This is a genomic window from Vreelandella neptunia, from assembly GCF_034479615.1.
Classification (GTDB): domain Bacteria; phylum Pseudomonadota; class Gammaproteobacteria; order Pseudomonadales; family Halomonadaceae; genus Vreelandella; species Vreelandella neptunia.
The window spans coordinates 4,916,088-4,940,269 of the sequence record NZ_CP140255.1 but is presented as its reverse complement, the minus strand read 5'-3'; the positions used below and the strand labels follow the sequence as shown (position 1 = coordinate 4,940,269).

The window sequence follows — 24,182 nt, the reverse complement described above, 5'->3', positions numbered from 1 at the left end:
TTCTGGCTGCCCCGTTTCCGGCCCCGCCGGGCGGGGCAGCTTTCGCTGCTGCTACCCCTTTGTCTGCTTTTGCTGTGAGGGTGAACTCTAATGAGTCACAAAACCGACCAAGAACCCAATGATCTCAAGGATGATGCCCACGTGGCGTCAGTGATACCAGAGTCCATTGCCGATGGTGTCGATGAAGACGTTGTTGAACCCAATCGCCGCCTGTTTACGGGCTGGCAGTTCCTACTGTTTGCGGCATTAGCGATCGCTTACTCAAGTTTCCATCTGATTTCACTTAACGTATATCCGATGGAAACCTGGTCGTTCCGTATCGTGCATATTGCCGGTGCGCTTATTCTCGGTTACGGGCTCTTTGCCGGTGCCCGTTTTGCCGACGACGACCACCAGGCGTCAGGTGACTGGATCAAATGGCTTAGCTACGCACTACTGATTCCCGCTGCCTATACCCTGGCACAAGTCTTTTTAATGCATCAGACGCTCAGCGGCGAAGCGATGCGCATAGACCCGAACGTTGAAAACTGGCACTACGGCTATCCGCTCATGGCCACGACGGCGGGTGCCATTGTGTTGTCATGGTTTTATCGTCAGGCACGGCACCGCTTCAACCCTGCCGATTTGGTACTCATGGTCTGCGCGCTGGCCAGCGCTGGCTATTTATTAGTGGCTTATAACACCAATATCCGTATGTCGACGGGTACCTCTTTTGCGCCATCAGGCATTTCCTGGGCGGCGATCGCAGGCTCTCTATTAATTCTAGAGCTGACTCGCCGTGTAGCGGGCTTGGCCCTGGTGGTCATTTCGGCGGTTTTCCTAACCTACGTATTCGCTGGCCCTTATTTACCAGGCTTTTTAGGCTATCCGGGGCTGTCACTTCAGCGCTTCTTTAGCCAGGTGTATACCGACGCAGGCATTCTCGGCCCCACTACTGCGGTATCATCGACCTATATCATTCTGTTCATTATCTTTGCCGCTTTCCTACAGGCCTCTAAAGTTGGCGACTACTTCGTTAACTTTGCTTTTGCAGCCGCTGGCCGTGCTCGTGGCGGCCCCGCCAAGGTGGCCATTTTTGCCTCTGGCTTGATGGGTATGATTAACGGCACGTCCGCGGGTAACGTGGTTTCCACCGGCTCATTGACCATTCCCCTGATGAAGAAAGTCGGCTACCCCGCCCGTAGCGCAGGCGCCATTGAAGCAGCCGCCTCAACCGGTGGGCAAATCATGCCGCCGATTATGGGCGCAGGTGCGTTCATCATGGCCGAAGTGACCGGTATCCCCTATACCGAAATCGCCCTTGCCGCGGTCATTCCAGCGATCCTCTATTTTGCCTCAATCTACTTTATGGTCGACTTTGAAGCCGCCCGTAAAGGCATGCGTGGCATGCGCAAAGATGAGATCCCGCTGTTCTCGAAGCTGGTAAAACAGGTCTATCTGTTCGCGCCGATTATTATCCTGATTGTCGCCCTGTTTATGGGCTACTCGGTCATTCGCGCGGGCACCTTGGCAACCGCTTCAGCCGCGGTGGTTAGCTGGCTCTCACCCAATAAAATGGGCTTTCGTGCGATTCTTAAAGCGCTGCAAATAGCGGGCACTATGTCGATTCAGATTATCGCCGTGTGTGCCTGCGCGGGTTTAATCGTCGGGGTGATCTCGTTGACCGGTGTGGGCGCGCGTTTCTCGTCGCTGCTACTTGGCTTAGCGGGCGTGAGCCAACTACTGGCACTAGTGTTCGCCATGCTGATCAGTATTCTACTCGGCATGGGTATGCCTACCACCGCCGCCTATGCGGTGGCCGCCTCCGTGGTCGCTCCCGGCTTGATCAACATCGGCATTGAACCGCTGATTGCCCACTTCTTCGTGTTCTACTTTGCGGTCGTCTCCGCGATTACCCCCCCTGTTGCCTTGGCCTCCTATGCCGCGGCCGGTATCTCCGGCGACAATCCCATGGGCACCTCGGTGGCCTCGTTCAAGATTGGCTTGGCCGCATTCATTGTGCCGTTCATGTTCTTCTACAGCCCGGCCATGCTGATGGAAGGCTCACCGATGCAGATCCTGCGCGTTGGGTTAACCGCGACGCTAGGTATTGTGCTGCTTTCTGGTATGGTTCAAGCGTGGTTCTTTGGCCCCGTTAACCTAGTGCAGCGTGTCGTCATGCTGGTGGGCGCGCTGTTTTTAATCTACGGCGGTATCTATACCGACATTGCCGGCCTTGCGATTGGTATCGTGCTATTCATGATGCAGCGTAAGATGCACGGTGGTGGTAGCAAAACGGCGCAAGCTGGCTGATTGATTTAAGCCGCTAAACGCTAAACGTAAAAAAACCCCGCTCAACAATTGTTGAGCGGGGTTTTTAATGGCCGCAAGGTAGGCAAAGAAAAGAGGCTTGGTTAATCGGTCAGGTTGTCGACGATTTTCAGCACCGGCGCCGCCTGGTTAAGCGTGTAGAAGTGCAGGCCTGGCGCGCCGCCCTCCAGCAATCGCTGGCAAAGACGGCTCACTACATCGGTGCCAAAGGCAGCAATCGCTTCGCTGTCGTCGCCATAGGACTCCAGCTGCTTGCGAATCCAGCGCGGGATCTCGGCTCCACAAGCGTCAGAGAAACGCGCCAGCTTGGTGTAGTTGGTAATCGGCATAATGCCGGGAATAATCGGCTGTTTAACGCCCAGTGCGCGGGCTTTATCGACGAAGTTGAAATAGGCGTCAGCGGTGAAGAAGTACTGGGTGATGGCCATATTGGCACCCGCCTTCATTTTACGCGCAAAGTTTTCTACATCCTTATCAAGATTAGGCGCCTGTGGATGAGATTCAGGATAAGCAGCCACCGCAATATCAAAATGGTCGCCCGTTTCTGCACGAATAAACTCAACCAGTTCGTTGGCATAACGTAGCTCGCCAATGCTTCCCATGCCAGAAGGCATGTCACCACGCAGCGCGACGAGGCTCTCGACCCCTTCCTCGCGGTACTGCACCAGCAGATCACGCAACTGCGCTTTTTCACTGCCGATACAGGAGAGATGCGGAGCGGTATTAATGCCACTTTCACCAACCGCACGCACCACCTCACGGGTACGCGCTTGGGTAGATCCGCCGGCACCGTAAGTCACCGAGAAAAACCGTGGGTTCCGGGCGGCCAGCTCATCGCGAACGTGGATCAGCTTGTCGCGCCCAGCATCGGTATTGGGCGGAAAGAATTCAAAGCTGATACCTAGCGGATGCTCATGGCTGCTCATGGGATTTCCTTATTAGTGATCAAAAGTAGTGATATTTTGAGGTATTCTCGCTGTTCCAGCGCGCCGGGGCTAATGAAAGATTCCACGCTTGGCCTTTAATTCGGCTCATGTTAGCGAGCCACCACATATGACGGGAGGATAAATGGATCTTGCACCTGGGGCGCTCGTTGGGCCGTTACTTATGCTACTCAGCTACGTGGGACTAGGCTGGCTCGCCGCCCAACGACTCAAGCTAGATCCTCGCCCGATTGCGACCCTACTGGTTTACCTGATCGCGCCTTTTACGATTTTTCGCGCGCTGATGAATGGCGGCCCAACACCTGACTACCTCTTTCTCACATTAGCGCTGTTCATTCTGGCCAGCCTGATGGCACTGGTGGTACAGCGTATTACTCGCCACCGTTTTGGCGAGCAGGAAGCGGCCTTGCTGGCGTTCTCCTCAGGAACGGGGAATACCGGCTATTTTGGCCTACCGATTGCGCTGATTTTACTGCCCCCTGAAGGCGTTACTCTTTACCTGTTCTGTATGTTGGGGATTAATATTTACGAATTTACCGTGGGCTTTTACCTTAGCGCACGTGGACGTTTTTCAGTACGTGAGAGCATGATCAAAATTTCTCGCTTACCGCTGATCTATGCGTTCCTATTCGCGTTACTGCTTAGCGCCCTTGAAATCACTATACCCGCTGCAGTCATGAGTTCGCTGCAAGTCTTCCCAGCCACATACACACTGCTCGGCATGATGATTATTGGTATGACGCTCAGCCAGGTAACGCTTTCCGCCTGGGATACGCGCTTTGTAGTCGCCTGTTTAGGCCTGCGCTACCTGCTATGGCCGCTCGTCATGTTAGTGGCCGTTTTAGTATTACAGTGGTTCGCTCCACTCTCCACTGAGCTTGCCATGGCACTGCTACTGCTGGGCGTGGTGCCTATGGCGGCTAACGTGGTAGTGGTCGCTATGGAGCTGGGCATTCAGCCGCAAAAAGGCGCATTAGCGGTGCTGGTGACGACACTGCTCGCGCCGCTGCTGATTCCGCTTTATCTGGGTTTGATGCTGCGACTCACCGGGCTGGGTTAGTGATTAAAAACCGGCAACACCCGCCTCGTTAAGCTGTTGAGCCATATGCTGTATCGCGGGGTGGCGAAAAAACGCTACCAGCGCCTCAGCGCGAACCGGGCCAACGCCGGGAACGGCTTGCCACTCTTCGCGCTGGTAGCCCGCTAACTCATCCCAATTCCCGCGAACCGACTCGCTACCCGGCGGCGCCCCCAGCGCACTCAGCCAAGCCGCAAACGGCTGGCCCTGGGCGACTTGAAACTGTTCCAGCAACGCATCAGCGGTGGCCTCCCCAATGCCGTAGGCCTGTTGCAGCTGGCCTGGTTCAACGTTCAGCCAGCCCAATAAATGAGTGACTACGCCCGCGTCCATCAGCGCTTGCCAGGTACCTTCACCGATACCTTGCATACCAAGCTGCTCGCCAAGGTAGGTGAGCCGCGCCAGCAATTGGTTTTCACAGCCAGCAGTTAATTCAAAGCAGCTCAGCAGGTGGTAGCGCTGGGGTGACGGAGGAGTCAGCGGCGAGCGCTCTTGGGTATGCCACACCACCTCGGTCAACTGGGGAATCGTTAATCCCGCTAGCGAAATCGCTACTTGGTCACCGGGACGGACATCCAGTGTCTCCCAGCGCTCCAGTGAGCTTAACGAGACGCGGCTAATACGCCGCCCCTCCAGCAGCACCGGATTAAGCCATACCAGCGGCGTCACACGCCCAGTGCGCCCAACGCGAAACTCGATGCCGCGCACTTCCGCTAGCGCCTGCTGAGCGGGATATTTCCAGGCAATGGCCCATTCAGGCGGCGAAGATGACCAGCGACGCACGCCGGGTCGCTCAGCTTGCTTGATCACCACCCCGTCGGTGGCAAACGGCAACGGCCCGTTAAACCAGCTATCGCGCCAGTAGGCGGCATCACGGCGATCATCCAGCGGATACGTATACTCAGCGGTGTCAAAGCCCAGCGCACTCAGTTGGGCTAAGCGGCTTTCCATGTCAGTCGGGCCATCCGGCCAGCCCCAGACAAACAGGCCAATGCGCTCGAGAGTGGCCGCTGTGGGGGAGGATTGCGCCATTGCTCCCGCCACCGCCCCCCGGGCACCCGATGCGGGTGAGCGTGACTGCACGTGTTGGGTTAACCGCCAATACAGCTCGCCTTGGAGTACTGCAGAAACAGGCTCGGGTAGCGTATTGGGAATGGCAGGTATCTGTTGGGCACGGGCTGTCCAGTCCTGGCCCCGCTCGCCGTCGCCACGGCTAACGGCTTCGACCAGTTCACCATCGGCATAGCGCAGCGTAATCGCCACGCCATCCACTTTGGGCTGGATCCACAGGTCTTCGCGGCGACTGGTAAAACGCCTGACGCCATCGTCATCGGCTTTATCAAGCCCACGCTGCGCCGCCGGGTGCTCAAGGGTGCCGCTACTGTGTGTAACGCGCGTAAGCGGGCGATGGTCAGGTACATTGCCCAGGCAGCGCTGCCAAGTGGCTAGGCGCTCAACCGCTTGGTCGTAAAGGGCGTCATCGATCAGCGCAACGCCTTCGTCGTGGTAGGCGGTGTCCCAGCGGTGAACCTGCTCGGCCAGCGCCTGGCTTTCGCGGCTTAGGCGCTCCTCCGGCCAATCAGGGCATTGGGCAGCCTGTGCGGAAAAAGTGACAAGCCCGATAAGGCCGCCCAATAGCCATGTTCGTACACTCAACAACATTCCTTACCCCCGCGGTAACACATCAGCCTTTAGGCTTAGCGTAGCGCAGGGGGTTGAAACAGCGCATAAAAAAAGCCCCCGGCCGAAGCCAAAGGGGCGATTTAATCCATTTCTTACAAAGGGTATAGCAAATCTCTTACAAACCGGCGGCCTTACGCAGTGCGTCAGCTTTATCAATCTTTTCCCACGGGAAGGCGGTAAAGGTTTCGGTATGCGCTTGGCCTTTATCGTCGCTCCAGGTGTAGCTGTGCTCGAACGGTGCCCGGCCAAAGTGGCCGTAAGCGGCGGTGAGCTGATACATCGGGTGCAGCAGATCGAGCATTTTGGTGATCGCGTAGGGGCGTAGATCAAAGTGCTCGCGAACCAGTGCAACGATCTTGGCATCGTCAATTTTACCGGTGCCGAAGGTATCGATTGAGACCGAGGTCGGCTCGGCAACGCCAATCGCGTAGGAGACCTGAATCTCGCACTTGTCAGCCAGGCCTGAGGCCACCACGTTCTTAGCCACATAGCGGCCCGCATAGGCGGCGCTGCGATCCACTTTAGAGGGGTCTTTGCCGGAGAACGCACCGCCACCGTGGCGCGCCATGCCGCCGTAGGTGTCGACGATGATTTTGCGGCCAGTCAGACCACAGTCGCCTACCGGGCCGCCAATCACAAATTTGCCGGTCGGGTTGATATGGTACTGGGTGGTGTCATCCAGCCACTCGGCGGGGATGACTTGCTCAATGACCTCACGCTTGATCATTTTGCGCAGGTCTTCCTGATCGATCTCTGGGTCATGTTGGGTAGAGAGAACGATGGCATCGACACCGCAGGGCTGGCCTTCGGCGTTATAGCGGAAGGTAACCTGGCTCTTGGCATCCGGGCGCAGCCACGGCAGCAGGCCATTTTTACGCAGTTCGGCCTGACGCTCGACCAACCGATGAGAGTAGTGGATCGGCGCGGGCATAAACGAGTCGGTTTCGTTAGTTGCGTAGCCAAACATCAGGCCCTGGTCGCCAGCACCCTGATCTTCCGGCTTGCTGCGGTCAACGCCCTGGGCGATATCGACACTCTGCTTGCCAATCAGGTTAACCACGCCGCAGGTCGCGCCGTCAAAGCCGACATCAGACGAGTTATAGCCAATGCTGATAATCACATCGCGCACCAGGGTTTCTAAATCAACCCAGGCGGAGGTGGTAATTTCGCCGGCAATGATCGCCACCCCGGTTTTCACCATGGTTTCACAGGCAACGCGGGCCTGTTTATCGCGGGCGATAATGGCGTCTAGCACTGCGTCAGAGATCTGATCGGCAATCTTATCGGGATGACCTTCGGAGACGGACTCGGAGGTAAACAGGGAATATTCGCTCATCGCGCACTCTACCCTCTGTATGACGGCTGTATGTAATCCACAGCATCAGCAGGAAATCATGGCAGGTGACCCCTGCCCGTATTAGTGAAGCGATAGCATTACTTTTCTACCGCGTCGGGAGGCAGAGTCTACACGCTGTCGGCGATGCTTCCCAGAACGTGATCCCGAGAATTTGCCGCTACATTTGCCGCAACATGGGAAGTCAGCGACAATAGCGCCTTTATAATTTCTGTTTTCAGGCGAGGAGCACCCCCATGCCGTCCCGTTTTGAGCTAGCCAATGCCATTCGCGCCCTGTCCATGGATGCCGTTCAGAAGGCCAAGTCCGGCCACCCGGGCGCCCCCATGGGTATGGCTGATATTGCCGAGGTGCTATGGAATGACTACCTCAAGCACAACCCCGAAGACCCCAAGTGGGCCGATCGTGACCGCTTTGTGCTCTCCAATGGCCACGGCTCCATGCTGCTTTACTCCCTGCTCCACCTCAGCGGCTACGAGCTAAGCCTGGAACAGCTGCAGAATTTCCGCCAGCTGCACTCGCCCACTGCCGGACACCCGGAATTTGGCTACGCCCCGGGTATTGAGACCACCACTGGCCCGCTGGGCCAGGGCTTTGCCAACGCCGTGGGTTTTGCGATTGCTGAAAAAACCCTGGCGGCGCAGTTTAACCGCCCCGGCCACACCATCGTTGACCACCACACATGGTGCTTTGTAGGTGACGGCTGCTTAATGGAAGGGATCTCCCATGAAGCGGCCTCCCTGGCCGGTACCCAGCAATTGGGTAAGCTGATCACTGTATACGACGATAACGGCATCTCTATCGATGGTGAAGTGGAAGGCTGGTTTACTGACGATACCGCCAAGCGTTTTGAAGCTTACGGCTGGCACGTGGTGCCCAATGTAGATGGTCACAAGCCTGAAGAAGTGAAAGCCGCGATCGAGCTGGCCAAGAGCCACGACGATAAGCCGAGCCTGATTATCTGCAAGACCATTATCGGCTTTGGTGCCCCCAACAAGCAGGGCAAGGAAGACGCTCACGGTGCCCCCTTAGGCGATGACGAAGTGGCTCTGGCGCGCACCCAGCTCGACTGGCCCCATGCCCCGTTCCATATTCCCGAGCCGATCTACTCCGCCTGGGATGCTCGTGAAGCTGGCAAAGCAGCTCAACAGGCGTGGGACGCGCGTTTCGCCCGCTACGCGGAAGCCTTCCCCACGGAAGCGCGGGAGTTCACCCGTCGGATGAAGCGCCAGCTGCCCGCGGAACTGCCCACTGAAGCCTTAATTGAGCAGGCCCAAGAGCGTGGCGAGACCATTGCCTCACGCAAAGCCTCGTTTGAAGCGCTCAATGTGATCGGCCCGCAAATGCCGGAACTGCTGGGCGGCAGTGCCGACCTGGCGCCGTCTAACCTGACCTTCTGGAAAGGCGCCAAAGCGATCACCCCGGAAGACGCCAGCGGCAACTACCTGCACTACGGTGTGCGTGAGTTTGGCATGGGGGCGGTCATGAACGGCATCGCCCTGCACGGCGGCCTGGTGCCTTACGGCGCGACCTTCCTGATCTTCATGGAGTACATGCGTAACTCGATCCGCATGGCGTCGCTGATGGGCCAGCAGGTGATTTATGTGTTTACCCATGACTCTATCGGTCTGGGTGAAGATGGCCCGACCCACCAGCCCATTGAGCAGCTCACCAGCCTGCGCACGACGCCGAATCTAAACACTTGGCGCCCCTGCGATGCGGTCGAAACCGCCGCCGCCTGGGATGCGGCGATTAAGCGTCACTCCGGCCCCACCGCGCTGGTGCTGTCACGCCAGAATCTGCCCCATCAGCAGCGCACGAAAGCGCAGCTGGCAGCGATTCAAAACGGTGCGTATGTTCTGAAAGATAGCGAAGGGACGCCGGAGTTGATTCTGATTGCCACCGGTTCTGAAGTCGGCCTGGCCATGGACGCCGCCGCCGAGCTCGAACAGCAGGGCAAAGCGGTACGCGTAGTCTCCATGCCCTCGGCCTATCGCTTTAACGGTCAGGACGCCGAGTACCGTGAGAGCGTACTGCCCAAAGCGGTGACCAAACGTATCGCCATCGAAGCCGCTCACGCCGACTACTGGTACAAGTACGTGGGCCTGGAAGGCCGCGTGATCGGCATGACCACCTACGGGGAATCCGCGCCGGCGGGTGATCTGTTCAAACACTTCGGCTTTACCGTCGAGAATGTGGTCAAGCAAGCCAACGAACTACTCGGCTAAGCCATGCCAGTACTCAGTGGCTTTCTGTGGTTGATTAGCTACTGGCTTATCGGTGAAGTGGTGATCCACTTCACCGCTTTGCCGATCTCGTCAGGCGTGATCGGCATGCTGCTGCTCTGCGCGACGCTCGCCGTTCGAGGCCGAGTCCCTACCAGCATTGCCGCTGCTGCCCAACCACTGATTGCGCTCCTTGCTATGCTGATTATGCCCGGCGTTGTGGGGGTATTTTTCATCATCGGTGAACTGGCCGGTCAGTGGACGGCTATCCTAATCGCCCTGGTGGTAGGCACGCTACTCAGTGTGGTGACTACTCTGTGGCTGCTCAAGCGACTAATCGGGCAACCCAATGTCCGCTGATACACCGCTGCTTACTCTATTAACCACCACCCCGCTGTTTGCGGTGGGGTTAACGCTCACCGCTTATTTGCTGGGTAGCTCTCTGTTCCAACGTTTAAGGCGCCCTTCTTGGCTGCCCGCTATTTTGATCGCAGCGCTGCTGCTGGCGGGAGCGTTAGCGCTAATAGGGCTGCCGTACACTACCTATCAGCAGGGGGCCACATGGTTAACGGTGCTGTTGGGGCCAGCCACGGTGGCGCTGGGGATGCCGCTTTATCAACAGTTGCCGCGGATCGTTGAGCTATGGCGGCCTTTGGCGATATGTTTGCCCATCGCCGCGACGCTGGCGGCTTGCTACTCGCTGGCAATTGCTTGGTTACTGGGCAGCTCGGACATCATACTCGCTTCCATTGCCGCTAAATCGGTGACGGCGCCTATCGCTATCGGTATTACGGAGCAGCTTGGCGGCACCACGGCACTGCTGTTGGGCGCGCTGTTGGTGACAGGGGTGATCACCATTCCCTGTGTCAGCCTCGCTGCGCGTTGGCTGCATATTGACGACGAGCGCTTGATCGGTTTCGCTCTGGGGCTTAACGGGCATGCCATTGGCACGGTAAGAGCGTTTGAGATCAGTCCCACCGCTGGGGCTTTTGCATCACTGGGTATGAGCCTTACCGGTATTTTCACCGCGGTGCTGCTGCCTCTCGCCTGGCGATTGGTAGGCATGGGAGGCTGATGGGCACGGGCAGTTGATAAGAATCGACCACTGAAATACGTTATCATCGCAATGGCCTATTTCGATCATTGTTGAATCACTTTTAAGAGCCACCCTTCTGCATGGCTAATTCTGCTCCCAGGTATCGCATCGCCATTAACGGTTACGGACGCATTGGCCAATGCGTGTTGCGGGCGCTCGTCGAGCGGCGACACCCCGAACTTGAAGTGGTCGCTATCAATGAACTCTCTGATCTCGCGACCATCACCTATCTAACCCGTTACGACACCACCCATGGCCGCTTTCCCGGTGACGTCGAGAACGACGGGCAGTACCTCATCGTCAACGGCCAGCGCATCCAGGTACTCTGCGAACAAGACCCACGCAAGCTACCCTGGAGGGCGCTTGATGTGGATCTGGTGCTGGAGTGCTCAGGGAGCTTTAAAGATCGTGCCACCGCCGAGCTGCACTTAGCAGCAGGCGCTAAACGGCTGCTTTTTTCTCAGCCAGCGGAAAATGATGTCGATGCCACCATTGTGTGGGGCATTAATGAAGGCGAGCTGTCGCTTTCTCAGCGCGTTCTGTCTGCCGCTTCGTGCACCACAAACTGTCTTGTGCCGCTATTGACCGTTCTGGATGAAGCTCTAGGCCTTGAGCACGGTGTCACCACGACGATTCACTCGGCGATGAACGACCAGCCGGTGATCGATGCCTACCACCAGACCGACCTGCGTCTTACTCGCTCGGCAATGCACTCTATTGTGCCAGTGGACACCGGCTTGGCGCTGGGTATTAGCCGCTTGATGCCCAATCTTGCGGGCCGCTTTGAATGCCTGCACGTACGCGTCCCCACGATCAATGTCTCTGCCATGGACGTGGCGCTCACCGTCAGCCGCGACACCCACCGCGACGATGTGAATACGCTACTGCTGGCCGCCAGTCAGCAGCGCTTAAAGGGCGTACTTGGCTATACTGAAGCGCCTATGGCGTCGGTTGATTTTAATCACGACCCTCGCTCAGGCATCCTGGACGCTACCCAGACACGGGTAGCGGGCAAGCGCCTTATCAAGCTGCTGTGCTGGTTCGACAACGAGTGGGGGTTCGCTAACCGTATGCTCGATATTAGCCAGCGGCTGGCCAGACTTTCGACAGAAACGTAACCTATTTGCATTAGCTGTTTATATTGAGTTCCACGGCCTAAACACGAGGAAACCGCTTCCATGAATGTAAACAAGATGACTGACCTTCCCCTGGAAGGACAACGCGTGCTGATTCGTGAAGATTTGAATGTGCCCATCAAACACGGCCGCGTCTCCAGCGACGCCCGCCTGCGTGCCGCACTGCCAACAATCCAAGCCGCCGCAAAGGCTGGGGCGAAGGTGATGTTGATGAGTCATTTAGGACGCCCCACCGAAGGTGAGCCCGCCGAAGAGTTTTCCCTGGCGCCGGTGGCTGAACACCTGAGTGAACTGTTAGGCCGCCCAGTGCCGCTGATTAAAGCCTATCTCGGCGAAACGCTGGATCTCGCCAACGGCGACGTCGTACTACTAGAGAACGTACGCTTTAACAGCGGCGAGAAAAAAGACGATGAACAGCTGGCGAAACAATACGCCGCGCTGTGCGATATCTTTGTGATGGATGCCTTTGGCACCGCCCACCGTGCTCAAGCCTCTACCCACGGCGTGGCACGTTTTGCCCCCAGCGCCTGCGCTGGCCCTTTGCTTGCCCAGGAACTCGATGCGCTTGAAAAAGCGCTAGCGCACCCGGCCCGACCCATGGCAGCCATCGTCGGCGGCTCGAAGGTCTCTACCAAGCTGGATGTTCTCACCGCGCTGGCGGATAAATGCGATCAACTGATCGTCGGTGGTGGTATCGCCAACACCTTTATTGCCGCGGCGGGGTACAATGTCGGTAAATCGCTCCATGAGGCCGAGTTGGTGGGCCAAGCCAAAGCGCTGATGGAGAAGGTCTCGATTCCGCTTCCTACCGATGTTGTCGTCGCCACCGAGTTTTCTGAGTCGGCCAAGGCGGTTGTCAAACCGGTAGATCAAGTAGCTGACAACGAGATGATTCTGGATATCGGCCCAGATACCGCTGCTCACTTGGCCAGCATGCTCAAAGACGCCGGCACCATATTGTGGAACGGCCCCGTCGGTGTATTTGAAATCGATCAGTTTGGTAAAGGCACTCAGGTAATCGCGCAGGCTATCGCCGATAGCGCAGGTTTCTCTATTGCGGGTGGCGGCGACACGTTAGCGGCCATTGATAAATATGCCATTGCGGATCGTGTTTCGTACATTTCTACCGGTGGTGGTGCCTTTCTTGAATATGTAGAAGGCAAGCAATTACCTGCTGTCGCTGCACTCGAAGCCGCAGCCAAACGCGGTTAACATTGCACGTCTTGAACCTGAACGCTCAGTCTCTAAAACCCAGTCTCTAAAACATAGATAAGGTAACTTCATGGCTCTGATCAGCATGCGCCAGATGCTCGACCACGCCGCCGAATACGGTTACGGCATTCCGGCGTTCAACGTCAACAACCTTGAGCAGATGCGCGCCATTATGGAAGCCGCTGATGCCACCGATTCGCCGGTCATCGTGCAAGCATCTGCCGGTGCACGTAAGTACGCAGGCGCACCGTTCCTGCGTCATCTGATTTTGGCGGCCGTCGAAGAGTTTCCGCATATTCCTGTGGTCATGCATCAGGATCACGGCACCAGCCCTGCGGTCTGCCAGCGCTCTATTCAGCTCGGCTTCTCATCGGTGATGATGGATGGCTCGCTGGGTGAAGATGGCAAAACGCCAACCGACTACGACTATAACGTCAACGTTACTCGTCGCGCGGTAGAGATGGCGCACGCCTGTGGCGTTTCCGTCGAAGGCGAGCTGGGCTGCCTGGGCAGCCTGGAAACCGGCATGGCCGGTGAAGAAGACGGTATCGGCGCGGAAGGCAAGTTGGATATGGAGCAGCTGCTGACCGACCCGGAAGAAGCCGCGGAGTTCGTGAAAGCGACCCATGTGGACGCACTGGCGATTGCCATTGGCACCAGCCACGGTGCTTACAAGTTCACTAAGCCGCCTACCGGTGACACGCTCTCTATCCAGCGTATTAAAGAGATCCACGCGCGGATTCCGGATACTCATCTGGTCATGCACGGCTCCTCTTCTGTTCCCCAGGAGTGGCTGGAAGTGATTAACCAGTACGGCGGCGAGATCCCCGAAACGTACGGCGTGCCCGTCGAAGAGATCGTTGAGGGTATTAAACACGGCGTGCGCAAGGTCAATATCGATACCGACCTGCGCTTGGCATCTACCGGTGCAGTGCGGCGCTTTTTGGCCGAGAACCCGTCAGAATTCGACCCGCGTAAGTTCTTGAAAGAGACCGTTACCGCGATGCGCGATCTATGTATCGCTCGCTACGAAGCCTTTGGCACGGCTGGCAACGCCAGCAAGATTAAGCCGATTAGCCTGGAAGAGATGTTCCTGCGCTACGAGCGCGGCGAGCTGGCTCCCAAGGTAAAATAAGCGTGTAATTGCGCACTTTCGAAAAAGACGACCAACTGGTCGTCTTTTTTGTGGCTAATTAAATAGATGTTGCAACGCAGCATTGATAGGCTAACACTGGTGATGAGGCCACGACGTCTCGTGTTCCAGCAAGGAGGCCACAACGCTGATGAAATCGACCACTCCCCTTTCCCTAATGCCCACTACCCCGGTAGCGATGTTCGATATATGGAAAGTCGGCATCATGGCTTTTGAGCTATGGTCGACGTCTTTATCGACAATCACTATGCGAAATCATTTATGGCAAACACAGCCGTTTTTCAGCCCTAAAATGATGCAAGAGAATCAACGCATGGTCACTGAAAAACTCGAGGCCAGCATGGAAGCTGGCCTCGTTATGCAAAAAGCGCTGCTCAACTCAATGAGCGGTAAGCAGGCCCCCTGGTGGGTTACCAGCCAGCGCACGATGAAGCCTTACCACCAGCGTAGTAGCGCTAACTCGCGCAGACTCGCCAAGTAGCGCTTAGGCACTGACGTTACTCATTATCGTCGGTGCCTTCTTCATCATCTTCGCTATTCTCTTCTTCGCTGCTGTGAATGGCATCTTCCGGGCTACCAGTGCCGCCTGTGCCAGCCTCTGGGTTGCGATCTTCACTCTTTCCAGGCTCAAGCTCGACATCAGCCTCGCCCTCGCTGGTGGCTACTTCTTCGTTTTTCTCTTCCTCCTCTTCCTCTTCACGAACACGTGCCTGCTCGTCAGCGCTTTCTGAACCGCTAGAAGAAGTGCCTTCATCTTCATCACGCTTTACTGATCCCGCTTTAATACCGTACTCCTCTTCAAGCGCTTCATCGTCCAGAGGCTCGTGCTGCTCGCCCTCTGACTCATGGCTATCAGCAAACACATAGCCAGTGGTCGTTAGCAAAGCAGCGCTGAGCGCAAAGGGTAGCAACCAAGGGGTTAGACGCATTGGGCGTTCTCCATGTTGTGGTTATGACAAGATAGTGTATCCCTACAATCTCTTCAGCGCAGCTTGGCCATTTCCAACGCTAACGCAACATTTTTTCCCGATGTTAGATCGCATCAAACAGCCCACTAAAACCAGTGTAGCCGTTTAAGCTGGCTCAAGAGTCGCGATCAGGCAAGCAAAAAATAACAAAACAGTGTTCACAAATGACGTAAAATCCCGTTCAATAGCAGTATGGATGGCTTCAACTAACACTGGCAGTGCATAAGCCGCTGCAAGGAATCACAATGCCGCTCCCACTTTTGCTGTTTGACTGTGATGGCACTCTTGTCGATAGCGAGCCGCTACTGGCCGAAGAAATGGCTGCCGGGCTCAATTCAGTAGGCCTGCCTTTCGCGCCTGCTGATTATCTTGGCGAATTTCGTGGAGCGCGCTTTCGACGCATCGTTGCTGAACTGCAGCAACGCTATGGTGACGTTGACCCTGAACAGCTTGACCGCATGGAAGCCTCTATGCGGGCCAATCTAGCCACCCGGCTTGCTCAGGAGTTGATGACCATACCAGGCGCCCACGAAGCGCTGGATATATTGTCGGCGTATCCCAGTGCCGTGGTGTCTAATGGACCTGAAAGCAAAATTCGCACTGCATTAGAGGCTACCGGACTCAGCCACTATTTTGGCAAACGCTTTTTCAGTGGCTACACCGCCAATTGCTGGAAGCCCGAACCCTGTTTACATTTACACGCAGCGAGTATCATGGGCTATTCAGCGCGTGACTGCATTGCCATAGATGATGCCTTGGTAGGTGTGCGCGCGGCGCTTCAAGCGGGAATGACGGTGATCCACCTAAACCGTTTCCCTGATGCTGAAACAACGCCTGAAAACGCTATCATGATCAGTAACATGTTTCAGTTACCCGCCGTGGTGGAGCGGCTTACACGTGAATATTGGCAAACGCCCGTGCCTCAACACTCGATTGGAGGATGATAATGGCCTCTTTACGTGACCAGCTTGGTGGGCTGGTTTACTCCACCGAACATGGCAAAATCTGCCCCAACTGCCGGGAACCACTCGATGACTGCCACTGCGATGATTTGAGTGAGCAGCAACGGCTAGCGGCACTTGATGGCGTGGTGCGCATTCGCCGCGAAACGAGTGGCCGTAAAGGCAAAGGTGTTACCACCGTCAGTGGCATTCCTTTACCGAGCGAAGAGCTGAAAACGTTAGCTAAAACGCTTAAAAAGCGGTGTGGAACGGGTGGCGCAGTTAAAGAGGGTATTATTGAAATTCAAGGCGACCACCGCGATACCTTGCATCAGGAGTTAAGCGCCCTTGGCTACCAGGTTAAATTCGCTGGAGGTTAGGCCTCTACCCCACTATGACTTACCATCAGGGCTTACCATTGAGTAAGTCTCTATAGAGCAAGGCACTGCAATGGCTTGGCTGGAATACGTGCTACCCCTGATTTTTTTATTCCCCATGGCGGCAATGGCCAGTATTGTCCTTGCGCTGCGCAGCCTGCATGATGCTCGCGTTCACTCCCCATTCAACGCCCCCCTTCGTGAGCCGGGCCAAGCGCTACGGCATCGCCTTGATCAAGCGTTTTCCAGCCTTTTTTTAAACGGTGCATTAGGGCCCATTATCAGCCTCGCCCCGCTAGTTTACGGCATGGGACGCATGCTGTTTGTGGATAAGCAGGACTGGGTTGAGTGGGCGCTGTATGGGCTGCTTAGTACGTTGCTGGTACTGACTTTTTCACTACTGTTGGTTCGCGACTATCAGCGTATCCGGCGCTTAAAACTAGGCTTAGCTTGCGAACTCGCTGTTGGCCAAGAGCTAGAGCGCTTAGTCCGCCCTGATGCCCACCCTTACTATGTATTTCATGATGTGCCCACCGATAGCTTCACGATTGATCACGTCGTCGTAACGCCGCATGGGGTATTTGTGGTCGAGACACGGGCAAGAACACTCGCGATCGGCACCGATGGTAATGAGCTCAACACCGTAGCGGTGGAGCGCGAGCGGTTGCGTTTTCCGCACTGGCAAGAGCGTCGTCCGCTGCATAAAACACGCCAAGGGGTTAGCTGGCTGACTCACTGGCTCGAGCGACGCTGCGGCGTGCCCGTACCCGTACGGGGCGTATTGGTGCTGCCGGGTTGGAAAATAGATAACAGCGAAGCTGCCACGGATATTCTGGTGGTAAGCGGTGATACCCTTGCAAAGCAGATAACCGAGCTAACGCCAGCCCCACTCAATGATGACATCCATGACAAGATCATTAATGTTCTACTTGAGCGCGCTCAGTTGATGGAGTTGAAACACCTGAGCCAACCTTCAGTTTAAGTGTCCTCCCCTCCGCTCAATCGCCGCGTAGTCGGCCGCCCATTTCCTGGGCCAGATCCACTGCATAGTGGTCTGTCATCCCACCAATAAAGTCCAGCATTCGTCGATAGCTATCGTAGAGTGACCAAGATGGCAGGGGAGTATTTTCGCCGATCAGGGCCAGCACACGCTGATGTTTAAACGATGAGTGCCCTGTGTGATGAAGCTCGTGTGCAGCGCCAATAAAGGCTTCCAGCAGAATACCCAGCGTCGTATAGGCGCCAATCTCCAGCTTTGCCTTACGCTCATTCTGGAAAATACGCTCTCGAGCCAACTGCTTAGCCGCCTGAACGCCCCACCCCAGGTCGGGGTGACACAACTCTAAAAGGTCATCACTGAGCGAGCCACTCAGCAGGGCCTGCTCATGCTGCACAAACACCGCACCGACATCATTAACCGCACGCTCCATGGCAGCGCCTCGTAGCAGCGCAATACGGCGACGCTGAGACACGTTACGGGCTTGCATATCGGCATACTCGGGCGGAAACTCCCCGGCAATTTGGCGTAGTATTTCGACTACCTCTTCATAACGCAGGATGCCCATTTCTAAACCGTCTTCCAGATCCAACAGGGCGTAACAGATATCATCGGCGGCTTCGACAAGCCAAGCCAACGGGTGGCGACACCAGCGTTGCTCGCCTTGGGGCAATAACCCCACCGCTTCAGCCACTTCTTTTAACAGCGCCTGCTCTGACTGGTATGCACCAAACTTGCCTGCGCGCCCGCTGTAGCGAACCGTCCAAGGATATTTAAGCAGCGCCCCCAGTGTGGCCGCTGATAGCCGCATGCCGCCATTAAACTGGTTATATTCGATCTGGGTAATTACCCGAAAACCTTGAGCGTTACCTTCGTAGGTCAGTAGATCCTCGCGCTCAGCGTCTGAAAGACCTTCTAACAAGCCGCTGCTCTGAGCACGCTGAAACCAGTCGCGAATAGCATACTCACCAGCATGACCAAAAGGGGGATTACCAATGTCATGCCCTAGGCAAGCCGTCTGCACAATGACGCCAAGATCCGCTGGTGTTATCCACGCTGGCAAACGATCATGTAATAGTTCGCCCACAATCATACCCAAGGAACGACCTACACAGCCAACCTCTAGCGAGTGAGTTAGACGAGTATGGATATGGTCGTTTTCAGTCAGCGGATGCACCTGGGTCTTACGCCCAAGGCGCCTAAACGAACCTGAGAAAACAATTCGGTCGTGATCTTTATGAAACGGGCTACGGCCAATTTCACGGGTGCTTGTTGAGCGTTGATCGTGAAGACGACGTGGGGAAAGTAACTGTTCCCAGCGCATCTGAGTCATGGGCATTTCTCCTTGAGGAGTGCATTCTGACATAAAACGCCGGAAAACCGTACGTTATGGTGAAGAGTGAAGAGTCAGTGTGAGGTTTTTCTACTCACGATTCACGACTTACCCCTTACGCCTCACCATTCACCACACAAGCAAAAAAAATCCCCCAAGGCATCAGCCCTGGGGGATTTTTCATAATAAGTGCCTGACGATGACCTACTCTCGCATGGGGAGACCCCACACTACCATCGGCGCTAAGCGGTTTCACTTCTGAGTTCGGCAAGGGATCAGGTGGTTCACGCGTGCTATGGTCGTCAGGCGTAACGGGTAATGTACATCATGCTGACTGTTTTTAACTAAATTGTGAGCGTCTTATCGCCTGCCGCCCTGGCAGTCTGTTGCCTGGGCCACACGCTGCGTATCCGGTATTCATTCACGTCATCATCACGACCAGACCCCTTGGGTGTTATAGGGTCAAGCCTCACGGGCCATTAGTACACGTTAGCTCAACGCCTTGCAGCGCTTCCACACCGTGCCTATCAACCAGCTGGTCTCGCTGGGCCCTTCAGGAGGCTCTAGGCCTCAGGGATGTCTCATCTTGAAGGGGGCTTCCCGCTTAGATGCTTTCAGCGGTTATCCCGTCCGACCATAGCTACCCGGCAATGCCACTGGCGTGACAACCGGAACACCAGAGGGTCGTCCACTCCGGTCCTCTCGTACTAGGAGCAGCCCTTCTCAAACATCCAACGCCCACGGCAGATAGGGACCGAACTGTCTCACGACGTTCTAAACCCAGCTCGCGTACCACTTTAAATGGCGAACAGCCATACCCTTGGGACCGACTTCAGCCCCAGGATGTGATGAGCCGACATCGAGGTGCCAAACACCGCCGTCGATGTGAACTCTTGGGCGGTATCAGCCTGTTATCCCCGGAGTACCTTTTATCCGTTGAGCGATGGCCCTTCCATACAGAACCACCGGATCACTAGAACCTGCTTTCGCACCTGCTCGACGTGTCTGTCTCGCAGTCAAGCACCCTTATGCTCTTGCACTCAATGCACGATGTCCGACCGTGCTGAGGGTACCTTCGTGCTCCTCCGTTACTCTTTAGGAGGAGACCGCCCCAGTCAAACTACCCACCACACACTGTCCTCGATCCGGATGACGGACCTGAGTGAGAACGCCAATGATGCCAGGCTGGTATTTCAAGGTTGGCTCCGCCCGAACTGGCGTCCGAGTTTCAAAGCCTCCCAGCTATCCTACACAGGCAACATCAGCGTCCAGTGTGAAGCTATAGTAAAGGTTCACGGGGTCTTTCCGTCTAGCCGCGGGTACACCGCATCTTCACGGCGATTTCAATTTCACTGAGTCTCGGGTGGAGACAGCGTGGCCATCATTACGCCATTCGTGCAGGTCGGAACTTACCCGACAAGGAATTTCGCTACCTTAGGACCGTTATAGTTACGGCCGCCGTTTACCGGGGCTTCAATCAAGAGCTTCGCCTTGCGGCTAACACCATCATTTAACCTTCCGGCACCGGGCAGGCGTCACACCCTATACGTCCGCTTGCGCGTTAGCAGAGTGCTGTGTTTTTAATAAACAGTTGCAGCCACCTGGTATCTTCGACCGGTTCGGGCTTAGAGAGCAAGTCTCATCACCCTACGCCGGCGTGCCTTCTCCCGAAGTTACGGCACCATTTTGCCTAGTTCCTTCACCCGAGTTCTCTCAAGCGCCTTGGGATTCTCACCCTGACCACCTGTGTCGGTTTGGGGTACGGTCGCACATGATCTGAAGCTTAGAGGCTTTTCCTGGAAGCGTGGCATCAGTGACTTCCTGACCGTGGTCAGTTCATCTCGTGTCTCGGCCTTAAAGGATCCCGGATTTACCTAAGATCCAAGCCTACTCACTTTCACCAGGACAACCAACGCCTGGCTCACCTAGCCTTCTTCGTCCCCCCATCGCAACCATGTCCGGTACGGGAATATTGACCCGTTTCCCATCGACTACGCCTTTCGGCCTCGCCTTAGGGGCCGACTCACTCTGCTCCGATTAGCGTCGAACAGAAACCCTTGGTCTTCCGGCGAGGGAGTTTTTCACTCCCTTTATCGTTACTCATGTCAGCATTCGCACTCGTGATACCTCCAGCGAACTTCTCAATTCACCTTCATTGGCTTACACGACGCTCCTCTACCGCGAATCCATATCGAAATATGGACTCACCCGTAGCTTCGGTACCTGGTTTAGCCCCGTTACATCTTCCGCGCAGGCCGACTCGACTAGTGAGCTATTACGCTTTCTTTAAAGGATGGCTGCTTCTAAGCCAACCTCCTAGCTGTCTGAGCCTTCCCACATCGTTTCCCACTTAACCAGGATTTCGGGACCTTAGCTGACGGTCTGGGTTGTTTCCCTTTTCACGACGGACGTTAGCACCCGCCGTGTGTCTCCCACGCTCTACTCACCGGTATTCGGAGTTTGCCTCGGGTTGGTAAGTCGGGATGACCCCCTAGCCGAAACAGTGCTCTACCCCCGGCGGTAATACGTGAGGCGCTACCTAAATAGCTTTCGAGGAGAACCAGCTATCTCCGAGCTTGATTAGCCTTTCACTCCGATCCACAAGTCATCCAAATCTTTTTCAACAGATCCTGGTTCGGGCCTCCAGTTGATGTTACTCAACCTTCACCCTGCTCATGGATAGATCGCTCGGTTTCGGGTCTATATCCAGCGACTGTGTCGCCCAGTTAAGACTCGGTTTCCCTACGGCTCCCCTATACGGTTAACCTCGCCACTGAATATAAGTCGCTGACCCATTATACAAAAGGTACGCAGTCACAGAACAAGTCTGCTCCTACTGCTTGTACGCACACGGTTTCAGGATCTATTTCACTCCCCTCTCCGGGGTTCTTTTCGCCTTTCCCTCACGGTACTGGTTCACTATCGGTCAGTCAGGAGTATTTAGCCTTGGAGGATGGTCCCCCCGTCTTCAGTCAAGGTTTCTCGTGCCCCGACCTACTCGATTTCACATGATCAGATTTTCGACTACGGGGCTATCACCCGCTACGGCCAGACTTCCCAATCTGTTCGCCTAATCATTCACATGCTTAAGGGCTGGTCCCCGTTCGCTCGCCGCTACTAGGGGAATCTCGGTTGATTTCTTTTCCTCAGGGTACTTAGATGTTTCAGTTCCCCTGGTTCGCCTCTTACACCTATGTATTCAGTGTAAGATACTGACCTTATGGCCAGTGGGTTTCCCCATTCAGAGATGTCCGGGTCACAGGTTGTTGCCACCTCACCGAACCTTATCGCAGGCTACCACGTCTTTCATCGCCTCTGACTGCCTAGGCATCCACCGTGTGCGCTTAATTGCTTGACCCTATAACCCGAAGGAGTCTGGGGTTCGCAATAATCACGTTTCATTTTGCCGGATACGCTTGCGCGTATCACAATTTAAGACCACTTCTTACGAAGTGTTCTTGTCAGCATGATATACATTGTTAAAGAGCGACTGCTATAAGCAGTGATAAGCGTTTTTTCACTTTAAAAAAAGAAGACCTTTTTCTTTTTTTAAGCTAGAAAAGCATTCGCTTATCACTGCTCATCAACAGCTATCTGATCAGGTAATTCATTGTGGACGCTTACTGACTGTGACGCATCGTTTAAGGAGGTGATCCAGCCGCAGGTTCCCCTACGGCTACCTTGTTACGACTTCACCCCAGTCATGAACCACACCGTGGTGATCGCCCTCTTGCGTTAGGCTAACCACTTCTGGTGCAGTCCACTCCCATGGTGTGACGGGCGGTGTGTACAAGGCCCGGGAACGTATTCACCGTGACATTCTGATTCACGATTACTAGCGATTCCGACTTCACGGAGTCGAGTTGCAGACTCCGATCCGGACTGAGACCGGCTTTAAGGGATTCGCTGACTCTCGCGAGCTCGCAGCCCTTTGTACCGGCCATTGTAGCACGTGTGTAGCCCTACCCGTAAGGGCCATGATGACTTGACGTCGTCCCCACCTTCCTCCGGTTTGTCACCGGCAGTCTCCTTAGAGTTCCCACCATTACGTGCTGGCAAATAAGGACAAGGGTTGCGCTCGTTACGGGACTTAACCCAACATTTCACAACACGAGCTGACGACAGCCATGCAGCACCTGTCTTACAGTTCCCGAAGGCACACCAGAATCTCTTCCGGCTTCTGTAGATGTCAAGGGTAGGTAAGGTTCTTCGCGTTGCATCGAATTAAACCACATGCTCCACCGCTTGTGCGGGCCCCCGTCAATTCATTTGAGTTTTAACCTTGCGGCCGTACTCCCCAGGCGGTCGACTTATCGCGTTAACTTCGCCACAAAGTGCTCTAGGCACCCAACGGCTGGTCGACATCGTTTACGGCGTGGACTACCAGGGTATCTAATCCTGTTTGCTACCCACGCTTTCGCACCTCAGTGTCAGTGTCAGTCCAGAAGGCCGCCTTCGCCACTGGTATTCCTCCCGATCTCTACGCATTTCACCGCTACACCGGGAATTCTACCTTCCTCTCCTGCACTCTAGCCTGACAGTTCCGGATGCCGTTCCCAGGTTGAGCCCGGGGCTTTCACAACCGGCTTATCAAGCCACCTACGCGCGCTTTACGCCCAGTAATTCCGATTAACGCTTGCACCCTCCGTATTACCGCGGCTGCTGGCACGGAGTTAGCCGGTGCTTCTTCTGCGAGTGATGTCTTTCCTAATGGGTATTAACCACTAGGCGTTCTTCCTCGCTGAAAGTGCTTTACAACCCGAGGGCCTTCTTCACACACGCGGCATGGCTGGATCAGGGTTCCCCCCATTGTCCAATATTCCCCACTGCTGCCTCCCGTAGGAGTTCGGGCCGTGTCTCAGTCCCGATGTGGCTGATCATCCTCTCAGACCAGCTACGGATCGTTGCCTTGGTGAGCCATTACCTCACCAACTAGCTAATCCGACATAGGCTCATCCAATAGCGGGAGCCGGAGCCCCCTTTCTCCCGTAGGACGTATGCGGTATTAGCCTGGGTTTCCCCAGGTTATCCCCCACTATCGGGCAGATTCCTATGCATTACTCACCCGTCCGCCGCTCGTCAGCATCTAGCAAGCTAGATCTGTTACCGCTCGACTTGCATGTGTTAGGCCTGCCGCCAGCGTTCAATCTGAGCCATGATCAAACTCTTCAGTTTAAGATCTATGCGGTTCTTACCCGCCACTCGAAAGTGACAGAAGCGAACCAAACTTGGCTCAAGGTTCAAACGAATTCATTCAAAACAGATCCCAAAGGACGAATCCTTTAAAACCTTATTGCTTGAGTCGCTTGCCTTGATATTGGGTGATTTGTCACCAACATCAGCAAGCGCCCACATGAATTACCTGATCAAATTGT

The 24,182-nt window shown here is 55.5% G+C and carries 17 protein-coding genes and 3 rRNA genes; 12 read left to right on the top strand and 8 right to left on the bottom strand.

Going from position 1 to position 24,182, the window contains the following annotated elements; all coding sequences use genetic code 11:
• The first annotated feature begins 90 nt into the window (after positions 1-90).
• Complete coding sequence (locus tag SR894_RS22850) at positions 91-2,292, top strand: TRAP transporter permease (RefSeq protein ID WP_223289207.1); 2,202 nt, start codon at positions 91-93, stop codon at positions 2,290-2,292.
• A 101-nt stretch (positions 2,293-2,393) separates the two neighbouring features.
• On the opposite strand, the gene metF is transcribed toward SR894_RS22850, so the two are convergent.
• Entirely contained in the window at positions 2,394-3,236 is an 843-nt protein-coding gene (gene metF / locus SR894_RS22845; protein ID WP_133733591.1) for a methylenetetrahydrofolate reductase [NAD(P)H], read from the bottom strand.
• A gap of 142 nt (positions 3,237-3,378) precedes the next feature.
• Between metF and SR894_RS22840 the strand changes: the two genes are divergently transcribed.
• A complete protein-coding gene (locus SR894_RS22840) occupies positions 3,379-4,314 on the top strand; it encodes an AEC family transporter (RefSeq protein WP_223289206.1) in 936 nt (311 codons plus the stop codon).
• Positions 4,315-4,317: 3 nt separating this feature from the next.
• On the opposite strand, the gene ligB is transcribed toward SR894_RS22840, so the two are convergent.
• The gene (ligB, locus tag SR894_RS22835; protein ID WP_422822673.1) at positions 4,318-5,988 is read right to left on the bottom strand and encodes an NAD-dependent DNA ligase LigB; all 1,671 of its coding nucleotides are present in this window, start codon (positions 5,986-5,988) and stop codon (positions 4,318-4,320) included.
• Between the two features lie 142 nt (positions 5,989-6,130).
• Positions 6,131-7,351: a methionine adenosyltransferase gene (gene metK / locus SR894_RS22830; RefSeq protein WP_133733588.1), complete on the bottom strand. Its 1,221-nt coding sequence runs from the start codon at positions 7,349-7,351 to the stop codon at positions 6,131-6,133.
• Between the two features lie 254 nt (positions 7,352-7,605).
• Here metK and tkt point away from each other — a divergent pair, with 254 nt between their 5' ends.
• The 7 genes from tkt to SR894_RS22795 all read left to right on the top strand — a co-directional run bounded on the left by tkt (position 7,606) and on the right by SR894_RS22795 (position 14,672).
• Complete coding sequence (tkt, locus tag SR894_RS22825; protein ID WP_223289204.1) at positions 7,606-9,597, top strand: transketolase; 1,992 nt, start codon at positions 7,606-7,608, stop codon at positions 9,595-9,597.
• A gap of 3 nt (positions 9,598-9,600) precedes the next feature.
• Complete coding sequence (locus SR894_RS22820; RefSeq protein WP_133733586.1) at positions 9,601-9,954, top strand: CidA/LrgA family protein; 354 nt, start codon at positions 9,601-9,603, stop codon at positions 9,952-9,954.
• The gene (locus SR894_RS22815; RefSeq protein ID WP_223289203.1) at positions 9,944-10,669 is read left to right on the top strand and encodes an LrgB family protein; all 726 of its coding nucleotides are present in this window, start codon (positions 9,944-9,946) and stop codon (positions 10,667-10,669) included. Before SR894_RS22820 ends, SR894_RS22815 begins: the two co-directional genes overlap by 11 nt.
• Before the next feature lie 101 nt (positions 10,670-10,770).
• Entirely contained in the window at positions 10,771-11,808 is a 1,038-nt protein-coding gene (locus SR894_RS22810) for a type I glyceraldehyde-3-phosphate dehydrogenase (RefSeq protein ID WP_223289202.1), read from the top strand.
• A gap of 60 nt (positions 11,809-11,868) precedes the next feature.
• Positions 11,869-13,038 (top strand): phosphoglycerate kinase, encoded by a 1,170-nt coding sequence (locus SR894_RS22805; RefSeq protein ID WP_223289201.1) that lies wholly within the window; start codon positions 11,869-11,871, stop codon positions 13,036-13,038.
• A gap of 70 nt (positions 13,039-13,108) precedes the next feature.
• Complete coding sequence (fba, locus tag SR894_RS22800; RefSeq protein ID WP_223289200.1) at positions 13,109-14,173, top strand: class II fructose-bisphosphate aldolase; 1,065 nt, start codon at positions 13,109-13,111, stop codon at positions 14,171-14,173.
• Between the two features lie 148 nt (positions 14,174-14,321).
• The gene (locus tag SR894_RS22795) at positions 14,322-14,672 is read left to right on the top strand and encodes a hypothetical protein (RefSeq protein ID WP_022520988.1); all 351 of its coding nucleotides are present in this window, start codon (positions 14,322-14,324) and stop codon (positions 14,670-14,672) included.
• Between the two features lie 16 nt (positions 14,673-14,688).
• Here SR894_RS22795 and SR894_RS22790 read toward each other — a convergent pair whose 3' ends face one another.
• Positions 14,689-15,120 carry a hypothetical protein gene (locus SR894_RS22790; protein ID WP_133733581.1) on the bottom strand — a complete coding sequence of 144 codons (432 nt, stop codon included), beginning with the start codon at positions 15,118-15,120 and terminating at the stop codon, positions 14,689-14,691.
• A gap of 284 nt (positions 15,121-15,404) precedes the next feature.
• On the opposite strand from SR894_RS22790, the gene SR894_RS22785 reads away from it, so the two are divergent.
• From SR894_RS22785 to SR894_RS22775, 3 genes are all read left to right on the top strand, one after another.
• On the top strand, positions 15,405-16,103 hold the full coding sequence (locus tag SR894_RS22785; protein WP_133733580.1) for an HAD family hydrolase: 699 nt from the start codon (positions 15,405-15,407) through the stop codon (positions 16,101-16,103).
• Between the two features lie 2 nt (positions 16,104-16,105).
• Positions 16,106-16,480, top strand: coding sequence for a translation initiation factor Sui1 (locus SR894_RS22780; protein ID WP_223289199.1), 375 nt, complete (start codon positions 16,106-16,108; stop codon positions 16,478-16,480).
• A 70-nt stretch (positions 16,481-16,550) separates the two neighbouring features.
• Entirely contained in the window at positions 16,551-17,459 is a 909-nt protein-coding gene (locus tag SR894_RS22775) for a nuclease-related domain-containing protein (RefSeq protein ID WP_133733578.1), read from the top strand.
• Positions 17,460-17,475: 16 nt separating this feature from the next.
• On the opposite strand, the gene SR894_RS22770 is transcribed toward SR894_RS22775, so the two are convergent.
• From SR894_RS22770 to SR894_RS22755, 4 genes are all read right to left on the bottom strand, one after another.
• A complete protein-coding gene (locus SR894_RS22770; protein WP_223289198.1) occupies positions 17,476-18,807 on the bottom strand; it encodes a deoxyguanosinetriphosphate triphosphohydrolase in 1,332 nt (443 codons plus the stop codon).
• A gap of 191 nt (positions 18,808-18,998) precedes the next feature.
• Positions 18,999-19,114 (bottom strand): 5S ribosomal RNA (gene rrf, locus SR894_RS22765).
• Between the two features lie 151 nt (positions 19,115-19,265).
• Positions 19,266-22,165 (bottom strand): 23S ribosomal RNA (locus SR894_RS22760).
• Between the two features lie 284 nt (positions 22,166-22,449).
• A 16S ribosomal RNA gene (locus SR894_RS22755) occupies positions 22,450-23,982 on the bottom strand.
• The 16S, 23S and 5S rRNA genes sit together here, the layout of an rRNA operon.
• Positions 23,983-24,182 lie beyond the last annotated feature (200 nt).

Coding starts and splice junctions, on each gene's coding strand:
- fba (WP_223289200.1), top strand. CDS start 13,109: ATGGCTCTGATCAGCATGCGCCAGATGCTCGACCACGCCGCCGAATAC.
- SR894_RS22805 (WP_223289201.1), top strand. CDS start 11,869: ATGAATGTAAACAAGATGACTGACCTTCCCCTGGAAGGACAACGCGTG.
- SR894_RS22770 (WP_223289198.1), bottom strand. CDS start 18,807: ATGACTCAGATGCGCTGGGAACAGTTACTTTCCCCACGTCGTCTTCAC.
- metK (WP_133733588.1), bottom strand. CDS start 7,351: ATGAGCGAATATTCCCTGTTTACCTCCGAGTCCGTCTCCGAAGGTCAT.
- metF (WP_133733591.1), bottom strand. CDS start 3,236: ATGAGCAGCCATGAGCATCCGCTAGGTATCAGCTTTGAATTCTTTCCG.
- SR894_RS22820 (WP_133733586.1), top strand. CDS start 9,601: ATGCCAGTACTCAGTGGCTTTCTGTGGTTGATTAGCTACTGGCTTATC.
- SR894_RS22780 (WP_223289199.1), top strand. CDS start 16,106: ATGGCCTCTTTACGTGACCAGCTTGGTGGGCTGGTTTACTCCACCGAA.
- SR894_RS22795 (WP_022520988.1), top strand. CDS start 14,322: ATGAAATCGACCACTCCCCTTTCCCTAATGCCCACTACCCCGGTAGCG.
- SR894_RS22775 (WP_133733578.1), top strand. CDS start 16,551: ATGGCTTGGCTGGAATACGTGCTACCCCTGATTTTTTTATTCCCCATG.
- SR894_RS22815 (WP_223289203.1), top strand. CDS start 9,944: ATGTCCGCTGATACACCGCTGCTTACTCTATTAACCACCACCCCGCTG.
- SR894_RS22790 (WP_133733581.1), bottom strand. CDS start 15,120: ATGCGTCTAACCCCTTGGTTGCTACCCTTTGCGCTCAGCGCTGCTTTG.
- SR894_RS22810 (WP_223289202.1), top strand. CDS start 10,771: ATGGCTAATTCTGCTCCCAGGTATCGCATCGCCATTAACGGTTACGGA.
- SR894_RS22840 (WP_223289206.1), top strand. CDS start 3,379: ATGGATCTTGCACCTGGGGCGCTCGTTGGGCCGTTACTTATGCTACTC.
- tkt (WP_223289204.1), top strand. CDS start 7,606: ATGCCGTCCCGTTTTGAGCTAGCCAATGCCATTCGCGCCCTGTCCATG.
- SR894_RS22850 (WP_223289207.1), top strand. CDS start 91: ATGAGTCACAAAACCGACCAAGAACCCAATGATCTCAAGGATGATGCC.
- SR894_RS22785 (WP_133733580.1), top strand. CDS start 15,405: ATGCCGCTCCCACTTTTGCTGTTTGACTGTGATGGCACTCTTGTCGAT.